Origin of the sequence: Streptomyces sp. NPDC058001 (assembly GCF_042886315.1) — a bacterium.
Lineage (GTDB): Bacteria > Actinomycetota > Actinomycetes > Streptomycetales > Streptomycetaceae > Streptomyces.
On record NZ_JBHVQT010000001.1, the window covers coordinates 11,391 to 26,673 of the forward strand.

Here is a 15,283-nt window from a genome sequence, read left to right on the forward strand (position 1 = left end):
TGCCTTTGCCCTTGTAACGGCCTGTGACGGCGCGGTTCCTTGCGCCGGAAAGGGTTTACCATCAAGTCGGTTCGGCTTCGGGGGCGAGGGTCTGTTGAGGAGTGTGTACCGCTTTGCCCCCATCAGGTGAGCGACGTGACAGCCCGTGCGCCGGTTCCCGGAACATGCGCCGGGGGTGCGTGACCCCGGTCACGTTGGGCGGGCAAATCGGACACCATCTTTGTGCACGCGTTCACAAAGACATAGCCTGCATTCGACGGGGCGGTCCTGGGACGTATGACCGCCTACAGCCCCGCTCTACCCGCAGGAGCACCGTGGCAACTGGCCGAACGCACCGACCGGCGACCCGCAGCCGAGGGATTCCCGAGGCCACCGTCGCCAGGCTTCCGCTGTACCTCCGAGCCCTCACCGCGCTGTCGGAACGCTCGGTACCCACGGTCTCGTCGGAGGAACTGGCAGCCGCCGCGGGGGTCAACTCCGCGAAGCTGCGTAAGGACTTCTCCTACCTCGGTTCGTACGGAACCCGCGGTGTCGGCTACGACGTCGAATATCTCGTCTACCAGATCTCCCGCGAACTGGGCCTCACCCAGGACTGGCCGGTCGTGATCGTCGGCATCGGTAACCTCGGTGCCGCCCTCGCCAATTACGGCGGATTCGCCTCCCGGGGCTTCCGGGTCGCCGCGCTCATCGACGCCGACCCGGAGATGGCCGGCAAGCCGGTCGCGGGTATGCCGGTGCAGCACACCGACGAGCTGGAAAAGATCATCAGCGACAACGGGGTGTCGATCGGTGTCATCGCGACCCCGGCCGGCGCCGCCCAGCAGGTCTGCGAGCGGCTGGTCGCCGCCGGTGTGACCTCCATCCTCAACTTCGCGCCGACCGTCCTGACCGTCCCGGACGGTGTCGACGTACGCAAGGTCGATCTCTCCATCGAGCTGCAGATCCTCGCCTTCCACGAGCAGCGCAAGGCCGGTGAGGCCGACGAGCACGCCGCCGCCGAGGCCGCGAAGGCCCTGGAGGACGCGGAGGCCGCCGAAGCCGCCGTCAGCGCCGAGGCCGCCGCCGAGCGCACCGCCAGGAACACCACCAAGGGACCCGACGGGGACGTACCCGCCGTGATGCCGGCATGAGTCTCCTGGTCGTCGGACTGAGCCATCGCAGCGCGCCGGTGAGCGTGCTGGAGCGGGCCACGCTGTCCCCGGACGCGCAGGGCAAGCTCCTCCAGGACGCGGTCGCCGCCGAGCCCGCGGCCGAGGCCGCGGTCCTCGCCACCTGCAACCGGATCGAGCTGTACGCGGACGTCGACAAGTTCCACGCGGGCGTCGCCGAACTGTCCACCCTGCTCGCCCAGCACAGCGGCGTCGGCCTGGACGAACTCACCCCGCACCTCTACGTCCACTACGAGGACCGCGCCGTCCACCATCTGTTCTCGGTGGCCTGCGGACTGGACTCGATGGTCGTCGGCGAGGGGCAGATCCTCGGCCAGATCAAGGACGCCCTCGCCACCTCGCAGGACCTGCACACCGCGGGCCGCCTCCTCAACGATCTGTTCCAGCAGTCCCTGCGGGTCGGCAAGCGCGCCCACTCCGAGACCGGGATCGACCGCGCCGGGCAGTCCCTCGTCACCTTCGGCCTCCAGCAACTCGCCGCCGGTGACGCCGTGGACGCCTGGGCCAAGGGCAAGCGCGCCCTGGTCATCGGCGCCGGGTCGATGTCCGCGCTGGCCGCCGCGACGCTGGCCCGTACCGGAGTCGCCGAGGTCGTCATCGCCAACCGCACCCTGGAGCGCGCCGAGCGGCTCGCCGCGATCCTCGGCGAGCCCGGCTCCACCGGAGTCACCGCGCGCGCCGTGCCGATGGACGCGACGGCAGAAGAGCTGACACGTGCCGACATCGCCGTCTCCTGCACCGGCGCGTCCGGCCTCGTGCTGAGCGCGCGGGACGTCACCGTCGCCGCCGAGGCCCGCGCCGCGGCCGGCGGGCGCGGCCCGCTCGCGCTGCTCGACCTCGCCATGCCGCGCGACATCGACGCGGCCGTCCACCGTGCCGAGGGCGTCCGGCTCGTCGACATCGAGTCGCTGGCCGACGCGTCGGCCGACGCGCCGATGGCCGCCGACGTGGACCAGGTGCGCGGCATCGTCTCGGACGAGGTCGCCGCGTTCGGCGCCGCCCAGCGCGCCGCGCACATCACGCCGACCGTCGTCGCGCTGCGCACGATGGCCGCCGACCTGGTCGCCGGTGAGGTCGCCCGGCTCAACGGGCGGCTCCCCGAACTCGACGCGAAACAGCGCGCCGAGATCACCCAGACCGTGAAGCGCGTCGTCGACAAACTGCTGCACGCGCCGACCGTACGGATCAAGCAGCTCGCCGCCGAGCCCGGCGGCGCCGGGTACGCGGACGCGCTGCGGACCCTGTTCGACCTGGACCCGGAGGCCGTCGCCTCCGTGTCACGGGCGGACCTGAACGATGCCGACGCCCAGCGCGTCACCGGCGTCCCGAACGTCACGAACGGCAAGAACCGAGGGCGGGCATGACTGAGAAGGCACTGAGGCTGGGGACCAGGCGCAGCAGACTCGCCCTGGCCCAGTCCGGTCAGATCGCGGACGCCGTCAGGAGGGTGACCGGGCGGGACGTCGAACTGGTCGAGATCACCACGTACGGCGACACGTCGCGGGAACACCTCGCGCAGATCGGCGGCACCGGCGTCTTCGTGACCGCGCTGCGCGACGCGCTGCTGCGCGGTGACGTGGACTTCGCCGTGCACTCCCTGAAGGACCTGCCGACCACGCAGTCCGACGACCTCACGCTGGCCGCCGTGCCGCCGCGCGAGGACCCCCGGGACGTGCTGGTCGCCCGCGACGGGCTGACCCTGCCGGAGCTGGGCGCCGCGACCAGCGGCAGGCCGGCCCGGATCGGCACCGGCTCGCCGCGCCGGATGGCCCAGCTCAACGCGTACGCGCGCAGCCACGGCCTCACCGTCGACACCGTCGCGATCCGCGGGAACGTGGACACGCGTATCGGTTACGTCCGCAGCGGGGAGCTCGACGCCGTCGTGCTCGCCGCCGCCGGGCTCCATCGCCTCGGCAGGATCGGCGAGGTGACCGACTTCCTGTCGGTCGACACCGTCCTGCCCGCCCCCGGTCAGGGGGCGCTGGCGGTCGAGTGCGCCGCGTACAACGCGGAACTCGCCGCCGTGCTCGCCGAACTCGACGACCCGTTCACCCGGGCCGCCGTGACCGCCGAGCGGTCCTTGCTCGCCGCCCTGGAGGCCGGTTGCAGCGCACCTGTTGGTGCGCTCGCCGACCTGCTGGACGACGGGCACATTGTCAAGGAGATGCGCCTGCGCGGCGTCGTCGGCACGACCGACGGCTCGACGCTGGTGCAGCTTTCCACCACCGGTCCCGTGCCCGAGACATCCGACCAGGCGCTGGCGCTCGGTCGCGAACTCGCTACCGAGATGCTTGCCAAGGGCGCGGCCGGTCTGATGGGGGAGCGAGCACTTTGAGCCCCACCACCTCGAACCGTTCCGCCGGCCTCGCGCACGGGCACGTCACCTTCCTCGGTGCCGGACCCGGCGATCCGGGGCTGCTGACACTGCGCGCCGTAGAGGCGTTGAGCAGCGCGGACGTCCTGATCGCCGAACCCGACGTGGTCGACGTGATCCGCGCGCACGCCAGGCCGGGTGTGACCGTGATCGACATGGCCGCACCGGGTCCGACCGGTGCTGACACGTCGTCAACTTCCGTCGGTGCCCCCGTGTTGAGGGACGCGGCCAATCTTGTCATGCAGTCCGCGCGGGGTGGCAAGCGGGTCGTCCGTGCCGTCACGGGCGACCCCGGCCTCGACACCTACGCGGCCGAGGAGATGCTCGCGTGCGCCGCCGCGGGGGTGACCTTCGAGGTCGTCCCGGGCATCGCCACGGCCGTCGGCGTGCCCGCGTACGCCGGGGTGCCGCTGCGGGACGCGCAGGGCACCGACGTCCGGTTCGTCGACGCGCGTACCGCACCCGAGCGCTGCTGGACCGAGGCGGGTGCGTCGGACGGCACCGTCGTGGTCTCGGCGACCCTGGAGACCGTCGCCGCGGCGGCCGGGGAGCTGGTGGCCGCGGGCCGCAAGCCGGACACCCCGATGACGGTCACGGTCGGCGGTACGACGACCCGGCAGCGGACCTGGTCCGCGACGCTCGGCACCGTCGCGCAGACCCTCAAGCAGGCCAAGGTGCTGCCGTCCCCCGAGGGCGGCAGGCCGGTCATAGCCGTGGTCGGTGAGCGGTCATCGGCCGCGCAGCGCGACCAGCTCTCGTGGTTCGAGTCCAAGCCGCTGTTCGGCTGGCGGGTGCTCGTACCGCGTACCAAGGAGCAGGCGGCCTCGCTCTCCGACCAACTGCGCTCGTACGGCGCGGTACCGCACGAGGTGCCGACGATCGCCGTCGAACCGCCGCGCACGCCCCAGCAGATGGAGCGCGCGGTGAAGGGCCTGGTGACCGGGCGGTACGAGTGGATCGCCTTCACCTCGGTCAACGCCGTGAAGGCCGTCCGGGAGAAGTTCGAGGAGTACGGGCTCGACGCGCGTGCCTTCGCCGGGATCAAGGTCGCGGCGGTGGGCGAACAGACCGCGCAGGCGCTCGTCGCCTTCGGTGTGAAGCCGGACCTGGTGCCGAGCGGTGAGCAGTCGGCCGCAGGTCTCCTGGAGGACTGGCCGCCCTACGACCCGGTCTTCGACCCGATCGACCGGGTGTTCCTGCCGCGTGCGGACATCGCGACCGAGACGCTGGTCGCCGGCCTCATCGAGCTGGGCTGGGAGGTGGACGACGTCACCGCCTACCGGACGGTGCGCGCGTCGCCGCCGCCGGCCGAGACGCGGGAGGCGATCAAGGGCGGCGGGTTCGACGCGGTGCTCTTCACCTCGTCGTCGACCGTGCGGAATCTCGTCGGGATCGCGGGGAAGCCGCACAACGTCACCGTGATCGCGTGTATCGGGCCCGCCACGGCGAAGACGGCCGAGGAGCACGGGCTGCGGGTGGATGTGATGGCTCCCGAGCCGTCCGTGCTGACGCTGGCGGCGGCTCTGGCGGAGTTCGGCGCTGGGCGCCGCGCGGCGGCTCTGGAGGCCGGGGACATCGTCACCCGGCCCAGTGAGCGGCGGCCGGGGTCGCGGCGCCGACGCACCACCAGCTGACGGAGAGTACGGGAGTTTCGACGTGAGTAAGTACGGTTCCTTTCCCTCGGTTCGGCCTCGGCGGTTGCGGGGGTCCGCCGTGATGCGGCGCATGGTCGCCGAGACGCGGTTGCACCCCGCCGATCTCGTGCTGCCCGCCTTTGTGCGGGAAGGGATTACGGCGCCCGTCGAGATCGGGTCGATGCCCGGGGTCTTTCAGCACACGCGGGACAGTCTCCGTAAGGCCGCGGTCGACGCGGTCGGCGCGGGGGTGTCCGGGATCATGCTGTACGGGGTGCCCGACGACGACAAGAAGGACGCGGTCGGGTCGGCCGGTACCGATCCGGACGGGATTCTCCAGGTCGCGCTCAGGGATGTGCGGGCCGAGGTCGGGGACGAACTGCTCGTCATGTCCGACCTGTGCCTGGACGAGTTCACCGATCACGGCCACTGCGGGGTGCTCGACGCCGAGGGGCGCGTGGACAACGACGCGACGCTGGAGCGGTACGCCGAGATGGCGCAGGTCCAGGCCGACGCGGGCGCCCATGTGGTCGGCGCCAGCGGCATGATGGACGGCCAGATCGGTGTCGTACGGGACGCGCTCGACCAGATCGACCGTGAGGACGTCGCGATCCTCGCGTACACCGCCAAGTACTCCTCCGCGTTCTACGGGCCCTTCCGCGAGGCCGTGGCGTCGTCGCTCAAGGGGGACCGCAAGACGTATCAGCAGGACCCGGCGAACGTCCGTGAGTCGCTGCGGGAGCTGGCGCTCGACCTGGCGGAGGGCGCCGACCTGGTGATGGTGAAGCCGGCCGGGCCCTACCTCGACATCCTCGCCCGGGTCGCGGACGCGGTGGACGTGCCCGTGGCCGCGTACCAGGTCTCCGGTGAGTACGCGATGATCGAGGCCGCCGCCGAGAGGGGCTGGATCGACCGGGACCGGGCGATCATGGAGGCTCTGCTCGGGATCAAGCGGGCGGGCGCGAGCGTCATCCTTACTTACTGGGCCACCGAGGTCGCGCGCCGGCTCTGAGCCGTAGGCGGCCCGTACGCGCGTCAGTTCGGCAGCCGGACCGTGATGTGCAGGCCGCCGTCGCCGCGCGGGTGGGCCGTGACCTCACCGTCGTGGGCGCGGGCGATGGACCGCACGATCGACAGGCCGAGCCCGGCGCCCCGGCCCGAGACCAGCCGGTCGCCGCCGCCCCTGCGGAACGGTTCGAACAGGGACGGGATCTCGTAGACCGGAACGGCCGGGCCGGTGTTGGAGACCTCGACCTCGGTACGGCCCTCGCGGGCGCGTGTGACGATCCGGACCCAGCCGTGGCCGTCGCCCGTGTTGTGGCGGATGCCGTTCTCGACCAGGTTGTGCACCAGCCGTTCCAGGAGCAGCGCGTCTCCGCCGGTCAGGGTCTCGGTCGTCTTCTCATGGACGACGACCCCCGCCGTCCTGGCCTCCGGCGCGAGCTGCGCGACGACGTGCGCGGTGATGTCGGCGAGGTCGACGGGGACGCGTTCGGTGAGGGTGTTCTCGGAGGACGCCAACATCAGCAGGCCGCTGATCAGGCGCTCGTGCCGGGCGTTGATCTCCAGCAGGTTCTCGCCGAGCCGGTGCACGTCATCGGACGCCGTCTTCCTGTGCATCGCCACCTCGACCAGGGCACGCCCCAGGGTGAGCGGGGTGCGCAGCTCGTGCGAGGCGTTGGCGACGAAGCGGCGCTGACCGTCGAAGGACCGGTCGAGGCGTTCCACCATGGTGTCGAAGGTGTCGGCGAGGTCCTTCACCTCGTCGTCCGGGCCGTGCAGGGCGATCCGTTCGTGCAGACCCCGGTCGGCCGCCGGGGCGCTCGCGATCCGGCGGGCGGTGTCGGTGACCCGGTGCAGCGGCGCGAGGACCCGGCCCGCGACGAGCCAGCCGAAACCGGCCGCCGCCGCGCCGACCACGCCGAGCGCGATACCGCCCTGGGTGATCAGCGAGGTGGTGGCGGCCGAGCGCAGCCGCTGGGTCTCGTCGCGCAGCCACTTGGCCGCCGCATCGCCGGTGAGGACCGTGCCGTCGGCGGTGCGGATCTGGGTGTGTGGAAGGTCCTTGGGCGAGACGCCGTCGCTGTCCCGCTTGCCGCCGGCCGGGGCCTTGGAGCCGGGGGCGCCGGGGCGGCCGGAGTCGTCCGCGTACATCCCGGCGATCATCTGGGGTCCGGAGCCGGTGAGTTGCTGCTGGAACAGGGCGTAGGTCAGGCCGAGCAGCACCACTCCGGCGACCAGGAACAGTCCGCCGTAGAGCAGGGTGAGGCGGGCGCGGAGGGTGATGCGGCGGGGGCGGCGCGGGGTGGTGCCGGGGCGCGCTTTCATGGGGCGCGTGTTCATGGGACGCGTGTTCATGGGATGCGTGCTCATGGGATGCGGTACCCGACGCCGGTCACCGTCTCGACCACCGGTGGCCCGCCGAGTTTGCGGCGGAGTTTGAGGATGGTGAGCCGGACGACCCCGGAGAACGGGTCGGCGTGCTCGTCCCACGCCTTCTCCAGGAGCGCCTCGGCGGACACCGGGGCCCCTTCGGCGCGCAGCAGTTCGGTCAGCACGGCGAACTCCTTCCTCGACAGCGGTACGTACCGTCCGTCGCGGTAGACCTCCCGGCGGGCCGGGTCCAGGGTGATGCCGCCGTGCCGCAGTACGGGCGGCGCGGCCGGGCGGGAACGGCGGCCCAACGAGAGGACACGGGCGGCGAGTTCGGGGAACGCGAACGGTTTGGTGAGGTAGTCGTCGGCGCCGAGCGAAAGGCCCGCGACCCGGTCGGCGACCTCGGCGGCGGCCGTCAGCATCAGGACGCGTGGGGCGGCGCCCGACGCCACCAGCTCCCGGCACACGTCGTCGCCGTGCACGGCGGGCAGGTCACGGTCGAGGACGACCACGTCGTAGTCGTGGACCGTCAGCCGCTCCAGGGCCGCGCCGCCGTCGTACGCGATGTCCACCGCGTGCGCCTCGTCGCGCAGCCACTCCGCGATCGCGTCGGCGAGCATCGGCTCGTCCTCCACCACCAGTACGCGCATGGGCCCCCGCCCTTTCCGGCATTCCGGCTCCCCGGTTCCCGGGCTCCTTGGCTTTTCGCCGTTCCGCCGGACGGTTCATGGTCGCCCCGGGTGTGTTTCGTTTCCGTTAGTGAGCGGCGTCGGCGCAGGCGCGGGGCGGGGAAACGCCCGGGAAACGCGGCGGGGCGTTCCCTCGCTTCCAGACGGCCGGCCAGGAGGTCGGCCGCGAGGACGCGACGGCTGCGAGGAGACACACGTGACCCATGTGACGCGACTACGGAGGCATGGCGTGCCCGCCGCGCTGCTGGTGACCCTGGCGTTGGCGCTCGCCGGATGCGGGGACGGCGGCGGGGACACCGGCGTGGCATCGGCCGGCGGCGCCAAGAAGGACACCAGCTCGGCGAAGGAGAATCTGGACCCCGACCAGCAGGGCATCAAGTTCGCCCAGTGTCTGCGCAAGCAGGGCCTCGACGTGGACGACCCGAAGCCCGGCGGCGGCATAGGGATCAAGGGGAACCCGGACAAGCCGATGAGCAAGGCCGAGATCGACAAGGCGATGGAAGCCTGCAAGAAGTACGAGCCGCAGCGGACCGCACCCGACGGCAGCGGCAAGATCCCCGACACCATGCGCGAGTACGCCAAGTGCATGCGGAAGGAAGGCGTCGAGAAGTTCCCGGACCCGAAGAGCGGAGGGATCCAGCTCGACGGTTCGGTCATGAAGGATCCCGACTTCAAGAACGCCGAGAAGGCGTGCCAGTCCATCATGGGCAGTGGCGGAAGCCAGCACACGGAGAAGGGCTGATGCGGGGCAAGAAGGTCGCCCTCGCGGCCCTCGCCCTGCTCGCGGGCGGCGCCGTCACCGCCGCCACGCTCGGGCTCGGCGGTGGCGGTGAGTCGGGCGGGGCGCGGGCGAGTGACCTGCCGCCGAAGACCGCCGAGGTGACCCGGCGGACCCTCCAGGACACCCAGAGCGAGGACGGCCAGCTCGGCTTCGGCGCCACGACCACCGCGGGCAGCCGTATCGCGGGCACCCTGACCGCCGTACCGCAGGCGGGCGACGAGGTGAAGCGCGGCACGTCGCTGTTCGAGGTGGACGATCTGCCGGTGACGCTGATGTACGGGTCGATGCCCGCGTACCGGACGCTGAAGACGGGCGACGAGGGCGCCGACGTACGCCAGTTGGAGAAGAACCTCAGCGCGCTCGGGTACACCGGGTTCACCGTCGACGACGAGTACACCGATCTGACGGCCGACGCCGTGAAGGAGTGGCAGGAGGACCGGGGGCTGGAGGAGACCGGGACGGTCGAGCTGGGCCGGGTGGTGTTCGCGACGGGCGCGATCCGGGTGGACGCCGTGGAGGCGGAGAAGGGCGACGCCCTCACCCCGGGCGGCAAGGTACTCACCTACACGGGCACCGCGAAGGCCGTCACGCTCGAACTCGACCCGGCCGACCAGGGGTTGGCGAAGAAGGGCGTGGACGCGGAGGTGGTCCTGCTGGACGACAGCCGGGTCAAGGGCCGTGTCGAGGAGGTCGCGACGGTCGTGCAGCCGGCCACCGACGGCGGTGAGGCCAAGACGAAGGTCGAGGTCGTCGTCGCGCTGGCGGACGCGAAGGCACGGAAGGCGGCCGACGCGTACGCGCTCGCCGCGGTGCACGTCGAGTTCACGTCGGACACCCGTAAGAACGTGCTGACCGTGCCGGTCGCCGCGCTCCTCGCGCTGGCCGAGGGCGGCTTCGGCGTGGAGGTGGTCGAGGGGTCGCGGTCGCGGTACGTGCCCGTGACGACCGGTCTGTTCGCGGACGGCCGGGTCGAGATCACCGGGGACGGGCTCGCCGAGGGCACCCGGGTGGGGGTGCCGCAGTGATCGTCCTTGAGGAGGTGACCCGGACCTATCCGGGGGGTGTCACGGCGCTCGACGCGGTGTCGCTCGCCGTCGACCCGGGTGAACTCGTCGCGATCGTCGGCCCGTCCGGGTCCGGCAAGTCGACCATGCTCCATGTGCTGGGCACCCTGGACCGGCCGACGTCGGGCCGGGTACGGATCGACGGGTACGACGTCGGGGCACTGAAGGACGCCGAGTTGTCGGCGCTGCGGGCGAGCCGGATCGGTTTCGTGTTCCAGCACTTCCATCTGGCGGCGGGCACCTCGGCCCTCGACAACGTCGCCGACGGGCTCCTGTACTCCGGGCTGCGCGCCGGTGAGCGGCGTCGGCGCGCGGGTGCCGTCCTGGAGCGGGTCGGGCTCGGTCATCGGCTCGACCACGAGCCGCACGAACTGTCCGGCGGTGAGCGGCAGCGCGTCGCCATCGCGCGGGCCGTCGCGGGCGACCCGTCGCTGCTCCTCGCGGACGAACCGACCGGAGCCCTCGACTCCGTGTCGGGCGACGGAGTCCTCACGCTGCTACGGGAGTTGAACGCGTCCGGCACGACCGTCGTCGTCATCACGCACGACCGTGAGATCGCCGACGCGCTGCCCCGGCAGGTCCGGATGCGCGACGGGCGCGTGATCGCCGACGAGACCCGGTACGGCAGTCCGGTCGCGGGGGTGGCGCGATGAGCGCCGACACCCTGCGTCCGGTCGCCGGGCCCGGGACCGTCGAGGCGCTGCGGCCCGCCCGGCTGAGCCCGCGCGATGTGGTCAAGGTCGGTGCCGTGGGACTGCGGACGCGGCCCCTGCGGGCGTTCCTGTCCGCGCTCGGGATCGCCATCGGGATCGCCGCGATGGTCTCCGTGGTCGGTATCTCGTCGTCGTCGCGCGCCGATCTGGACCGTACGCTCTCCGCGCTCGGTACCAATCTGCTCACCGTCTCGCCCGGTCAGACCTTTTCGGGCGGGCAGGCGACGCTGCCGCTGGACGCCGAGAAGATGGTCGACCGGATCGCGCCCGTCGAGTCCGTGTCGGCGGTCGGCGCGATCGAGGACAAGGTGTACCGGAGCGACCGGATCCCCGAGGTGGAGACCAACGGGCTCGGTGTGTACGCGGCCCGTACCGATCTGCGGGCCACGATCGGCGCGCAACTCCGTTCCGGGACCTGGCTCAACGCCGTGACCAGCCGCTATCCGGCGGTCGTCCTCGGCTCCGACACCGCCGAACGGCTCGGCATCGGACGGATCGGGACCGACACCCAAGTCCTCGTCGGACAGCGCTGGTTCACCGTTGTCGGGGTCCTGGAACCGTCGCCGCTCGCGCCCGAACTGGACTCGGCCGCGCTCGTCGGATGGCAGGCCGCCGAGACGTATCTCGGCTTCGACGGGCACGCGACGACCATCTACACCCGCTCCGCCGAGTCCTCGGTGCCCGCCGTGCAGTCCGTGCTCGGCGCCACCGCGAACCCGCAGGCGCCGAACGAGGTCGAGGTGTCGCGGCCGTCCGACGCGCTCGCCGCGCAGCAGGCGGCGGGCAAGGCGTTCACCGGGCTGCTGCTCGGGCTCGGCGGGGTGGCGCTGCTCGTCGGCGGGGTCGGCGTCGCCAACACGATGGTCATCTCGGTCCTGGAACGGCGGGCCGAGATCGGATTGCGGCGCTCGCTCGGCGCGACCCGGGGACAGATCAGGGCCCAGTTCCTCACCGAGTCGCTGCTGCTCTCGGCGCTCGGCGGGGTCGGCGGTGCGGTCCTCGGAGCCGCCGTGACCTCCGGGTTCGCCCTCTATCAGGGCTGGCCGACGGTGGTGCCGCCGTGGGCCGTCGCGGGCGGGGTCGCCGCGACGCTCGTCATCGGCGGACTCGCGGGTCTGTATCCGGCCATCAGGGCGTCACGGCTGGCGCCGACGGAGGCGCTGGCGACCCCGTGAGAGGCCCGTGACGCCGTGGGAGAGCGTCGAGTTGACAAACGGCAGGTAACAGTTTGACCAGTTCGCATCAAGCACATATGTTCAGCCACCGGCCTGATCCAAACGGACGGGCTTAAACGGACAGGCTTTACTGGCCCTTGGGGGACTGCTGTGAACTGGTACCTGGATGTGCTCAAGAAGTACGCGGTGTTCAGCGGGCGTGCGCGCCGGCAGGAGTACTGGATGTTCGTCCTGTTCAACGTGATCGCGGCGATCATTCTGTCCATCATCGACGCGGTGATCGGCTCGAACATCCTCATCATCATCTACTGGCTGGGCGTCCTGGTGCCGAGCCTCGCGGTCGCGGTCCGTCGCCTCCACGACACGGACAAGTCCGGGTGGTTCCTCCTCATTGGCCTGATCCCGTTCGTCGGCGGCATCATCCTCCTGGTCTTCATGGCCACCGAGGGCAAGCCGAACGAGAACCAGTACGGCCCGAACCCGAAGCTGGCCCCGGCCGTCTGATCGGTACCGGTTCACTGACCGACGCGGCTTTCCGGGGTACCGGGGGGCCGCGTTCGGCGTTCCGGGGTACGGGGAGCCGCGTTCGGCGTTGGTGGGTACGTCGCGTCGGCGGCCTCAGACGATCGGGGGCCGACCCAGCCTGGCCATGCGGTACACCGTCCGCCAGGTCATCGGCCGCCGCTCCCCGGCAGGTTGCCGTAGTCCTTCGACGAACCCGCCCGCCCAGGCCCGGAGTCCGGCCCAGGACCGGGTACGGGCGAGGGTGAGCAGGATCCATACGCCGAGGTGGACGGGGACGAGGGGCCAGGGGAGACGACGGCGGGTGAGCCAGACGCGGTTGCGGGCGGTCATCCGGTAGTACACGGCGTGCCGCGCCGGTGAGGTCTTCGGATGCTGGAGCAGCAGCGCCGGCTCGTAGAGGACCTGCCAGCCCGCGTCGAGGGCGCGCCACGCGAGGTCGGTCTCCTCGTGCGTGAAGAAGAAGTCCGCCGGCCAGTCGCCGATCTCGTCCAGCATCGGCATCGAGAAGGCGTGCCCGCCGCCGAGGAAGGCGGTGACGAGTCCGCGCCGCATCGGGTCCTTGGCGCGCAGTCGCGGTACGTGCCGTCGCTGGGTCTCGCCGGTCTCGTCGGCGATACGGAATCCGACGATGCCGAGGGCGGGGTCGGCGGCGAACAGGTCCCGTACCGTGCCGAACACGTCCGGGTCCACGAGCAGGCCGTCGTCGTCCAGTTCCACGACGACGTCCACGCCGCCGAGTTCCCGCAGCCGGGCCATCGCGACGTTCCGGCCGCCGGGGCAGCCGAGGTTCTCCTCCAGATCGAGTTGGTCGATGCCGTCGCCGAGGTCGGGCAGACGGGTGCCCTGGCCCACGACGACGACGTGCGTGGGCGCGACGTCCTGTTTGGTGACGGAGTCCAGGAGGGCGGCCAGTTCTTCGGGGCGGTTGCCCATGGTCACGATGCCGACCCCCAGGCGGGGCGGGGGCGGGGTGTTCGTGGGTGGTGCCGTGTCCGGGAGGTGGGTCATAGGAAGGTGAGGGTGTCCTGTGGGGTGTCGGGGGTGGTGTCCTCGGGAGGGCCCAGGGTGACCGGGATCGCCGATGCGTCGGCCGGGGTCGCCGGGTCGAACCAGACCGTGGCCGGGGTGCCTGTGGCGGGGATTCCGGTGCGGGGGACCGTGCCGGACTTGGTGACCCAGCGGTCCACGCCCTCGTGGTCGGTGAACTTGACCACGAACTGTATGTGCGGGCGGTGGTGGATCTCCACGCCCGTCTCCGTGACGTCGGTGATCACGCCCTGGGTGCGGGTGCCGGTGGCCATGACCTCGCGGGCGCGGGACTCACGGCGGGCGCGCGCTCGCCGGATCCGGGTCGAGACCGCGATTCGCAGGACGACGTACAGCGTGAGGAGGGCGGGGACCCAGTACTGCGAGGTCCAGGACAGCCAGGCACCCACACCCCACGAGCCCCGGTCGTCCGGCGCGGGGACCCAGGACGAGCGCGCGCCGATCAGCAGCCCGGCCGCGATGGGCAGATGCGTCATGGCCGGCGAGATCGCGCCCTTCGCGGCCGGACCCATCCGCTCGCTCAGGGTGCCGTGCACGGACAGGCTGACGATCAGGCCGCCGAACAGCCCTACGAAGAACATCCACAGCAGCGGCGGAGTGTCGTTGGGCGGGGCGAGTTCGGCCGGCAGATAGCCGGTGCCCACCGGATAGGCCGCCGCGTCGGCGACCCCTCGCCCGAACATGTACCAGAGCCCGGCGCACAGCGCGACGCCGATGAGCGTGCCCACGCCGGGCCCCCGCTCACGCGCCGCCCGCTCCTTACGGCGCCGCTCGGCGACCGGATCGACCGTGCTCATGTGTTCCCCCTTGCTCCCCCTGGGAGTTGGCTCCCGGCCGCCGCGTCAGGCGGGGTCTAGTCCCACCAGAACGACCACGTCGGCTGGTCGATGATCCGGTGTTTGGCGTACGCCGACAAGGCCGGGTGCGCTCCCTGCTGGATGTTGTCCGGACAGAACGCGAAATGTTCCACAGCGAGCGCCTCCGCCGCCTCCATCGTGGTCGGCGGGGCCGCCACCGAGACGACGAGCTGGTCGAAGGTGAGCGCCACCACCCGCACCCCGAACCGGTCCTCCCAGGACCGCAGCACCGCCGAGAGCCGGGCCACGTCGTCCTCGAAGTTCAGCGGCCCCGACCAGCCGATCGCCGCCGGTATGTCGGCGCTGCGGCGGGCCGGGACAAGGGCGAGCCGGGGGTCGCCGAGCCAGGAGTCGCCGAGGGTGAGGATGTCCGCCAGCTCGGCCGCCTCGCCGTCCGGGTCGTAGTCGGAGGAGCCGGGGGGAGCCAGACCCGGCCAGGGACCCACCGGAGCGGCCCCGTCCGCCAGTTCACCGGAGAGTTCGTCCTGCGCGTACGCCTCCCAGACCTCGGCCAGGACCTCTTCGGCGTCGTGGTCGCCCGCGTACGTCGTCCCCTGCGGGTTGAGGTCCCACTTCTCGGGGCGCCCGCCCTGGGACCCGGCGCTGCCGATCAGCACCGGATGCAGCCCCGCCGTGCGGCGCGCGGGCAGCAGCTGCCGCCAGTCGCCGGGCACGGCAGGCGCGTCGGCGCACCACAACAGCGGTTCATGCCAGGTCCCGTCGATCGTCTCGTCGACCAGCGCCCCGGGCGGCAGGTCCAGGCCCAGGGCCTGGCCCGTCGGGTCACCCGCGAGGGCCGGGAGCGGATTCGGAAGCATCGCCATGGCCCCGACCTTACGACCGCCCACTGACAACGCTCCCGCCAGGAGCCCCCGTTGC

General features: G+C 71.8%; 15 protein-coding genes. 10 read left to right on the forward strand and 5 right to left on the reverse strand.

Annotated features, from left to right (window positions below; translation table 11 throughout):
- Window positions 1-314 precede the first annotated feature (314 nt).
- Genes ACFVT5_RS00065 through hemB form a run of 5 tightly spaced genes read left to right on the forward strand, consistent with a single transcriptional unit; the run spans window position 315 to window position 6,189 of the window.
- Window positions 315-1,130, forward strand: a complete 816-nt coding sequence (locus ACFVT5_RS00065) for a redox-sensing transcriptional repressor Rex (protein ID WP_389879760.1) — start codon at window positions 315-317, stop codon at window positions 1,128-1,130.
- Window positions 1,127-2,533 carry a glutamyl-tRNA reductase gene (locus ACFVT5_RS00070; protein ID WP_389879762.1) on the forward strand — a complete coding sequence of 469 codons (1,407 nt, stop codon included), beginning with the start codon at window positions 1,127-1,129 and terminating at the stop codon, window positions 2,531-2,533. Before ACFVT5_RS00065 ends, ACFVT5_RS00070 begins: the two co-directional genes overlap by 4 nt.
- On the forward strand, window positions 2,530-3,504 hold the full coding sequence (gene hemC / locus ACFVT5_RS00075; protein WP_389879763.1) for a hydroxymethylbilane synthase: 975 nt from the start codon (window positions 2,530-2,532) through the stop codon (window positions 3,502-3,504). Before ACFVT5_RS00070 ends, hemC begins: the two co-directional genes overlap by 4 nt.
- Window positions 3,501-5,177, forward strand: coding sequence for a uroporphyrinogen-III synthase (locus tag ACFVT5_RS00080; RefSeq protein ID WP_389879765.1), 1,677 nt, complete (start codon window positions 3,501-3,503; stop codon window positions 5,175-5,177). Before hemC ends, ACFVT5_RS00080 begins: the two co-directional genes overlap by 4 nt.
- Before the next feature lie 22 nt (window positions 5,178-5,199).
- Window positions 5,200-6,189, forward strand: a complete 990-nt coding sequence (gene hemB / locus ACFVT5_RS00085) for a porphobilinogen synthase (RefSeq protein ID WP_389879767.1) — start codon at window positions 5,200-5,202, stop codon at window positions 6,187-6,189.
- Window positions 6,190-6,212: 23 nt separating this feature from the next.
- On the opposite strand, the gene ACFVT5_RS00090 is transcribed toward hemB, so the two are convergent.
- Both ACFVT5_RS00090 and ACFVT5_RS00095 read right to left on the reverse strand, forming a co-directional pair.
- On the reverse strand, window positions 6,213-7,505 hold the full coding sequence (locus ACFVT5_RS00090; RefSeq protein WP_389879769.1) for a sensor histidine kinase: 1,293 nt from the start codon (window positions 7,503-7,505) through the stop codon (window positions 6,213-6,215).
- Window positions 7,506-7,546: 41 nt separating this feature from the next.
- Window positions 7,547-8,203, reverse strand: a complete 657-nt coding sequence (locus tag ACFVT5_RS00095; RefSeq protein ID WP_389879771.1) for a response regulator transcription factor — start codon at window positions 8,201-8,203, stop codon at window positions 7,547-7,549.
- Window positions 8,204-8,438: 235 nt separating this feature from the next.
- On the opposite strand from ACFVT5_RS00095, the gene ACFVT5_RS00100 reads away from it, so the two are divergent.
- From ACFVT5_RS00100 to ACFVT5_RS00120, 5 genes are all read left to right on the forward strand, one after another.
- Window positions 8,439-8,984 carry a hypothetical protein gene (locus ACFVT5_RS00100; RefSeq protein ID WP_389879773.1) on the forward strand — a complete coding sequence of 182 codons (546 nt, stop codon included), beginning with the start codon at window positions 8,439-8,441 and terminating at the stop codon, window positions 8,982-8,984.
- Window positions 8,984-10,048 (forward strand): peptidoglycan-binding protein, encoded by a 1,065-nt coding sequence (locus ACFVT5_RS00105; protein ID WP_389879775.1) that lies wholly within the window; start codon window positions 8,984-8,986, stop codon window positions 10,046-10,048. The genes ACFVT5_RS00100 and ACFVT5_RS00105 overlap by 1 nt, the downstream gene beginning before the upstream one ends.
- Entirely contained in the window at window positions 10,045-10,740 is a 696-nt protein-coding gene (locus ACFVT5_RS00110; RefSeq protein ID WP_389879777.1) for an ABC transporter ATP-binding protein, read from the forward strand. The genes ACFVT5_RS00105 and ACFVT5_RS00110 overlap by 4 nt, the downstream gene beginning before the upstream one ends.
- A complete protein-coding gene (locus ACFVT5_RS00115; protein WP_389879779.1) occupies window positions 10,737-11,975 on the forward strand; it encodes an ABC transporter permease in 1,239 nt (412 codons plus the stop codon). The genes ACFVT5_RS00110 and ACFVT5_RS00115 overlap by 4 nt, the downstream gene beginning before the upstream one ends.
- A gap of 150 nt (window positions 11,976-12,125) precedes the next feature.
- On the forward strand, window positions 12,126-12,479 hold the full coding sequence (locus tag ACFVT5_RS00120; protein WP_389879781.1) for a DUF805 domain-containing protein: 354 nt from the start codon (window positions 12,126-12,128) through the stop codon (window positions 12,477-12,479).
- Between the two features lie 114 nt (window positions 12,480-12,593).
- Here ACFVT5_RS00120 and ACFVT5_RS00125 read toward each other — a convergent pair whose 3' ends face one another.
- Genes ACFVT5_RS00125 through ACFVT5_RS00135 form a run of 3 tightly spaced genes read right to left on the reverse strand, consistent with a single transcriptional unit; the run spans window position 12,594 to window position 15,228 of the window.
- Complete coding sequence (locus ACFVT5_RS00125) at window positions 12,594-13,508, reverse strand: glycosyltransferase family 2 protein (RefSeq protein WP_389879782.1); 915 nt, start codon at window positions 13,506-13,508, stop codon at window positions 12,594-12,596.
- Entirely contained in the window at window positions 13,505-14,344 is an 840-nt protein-coding gene (locus ACFVT5_RS00130; RefSeq protein WP_389879784.1) for a DUF3592 domain-containing protein, read from the reverse strand. Before ACFVT5_RS00130 ends, ACFVT5_RS00125 begins: the two co-directional genes overlap by 4 nt.
- Window positions 14,345-14,400: 56 nt before the next feature.
- The gene (locus ACFVT5_RS00135) at window positions 14,401-15,228 is read right to left on the reverse strand and encodes a DUF4253 domain-containing protein (protein WP_389879785.1); all 828 of its coding nucleotides are present in this window, start codon (window positions 15,226-15,228) and stop codon (window positions 14,401-14,403) included.
- Window positions 15,229-15,283: the final 55 nt, after the last annotated feature.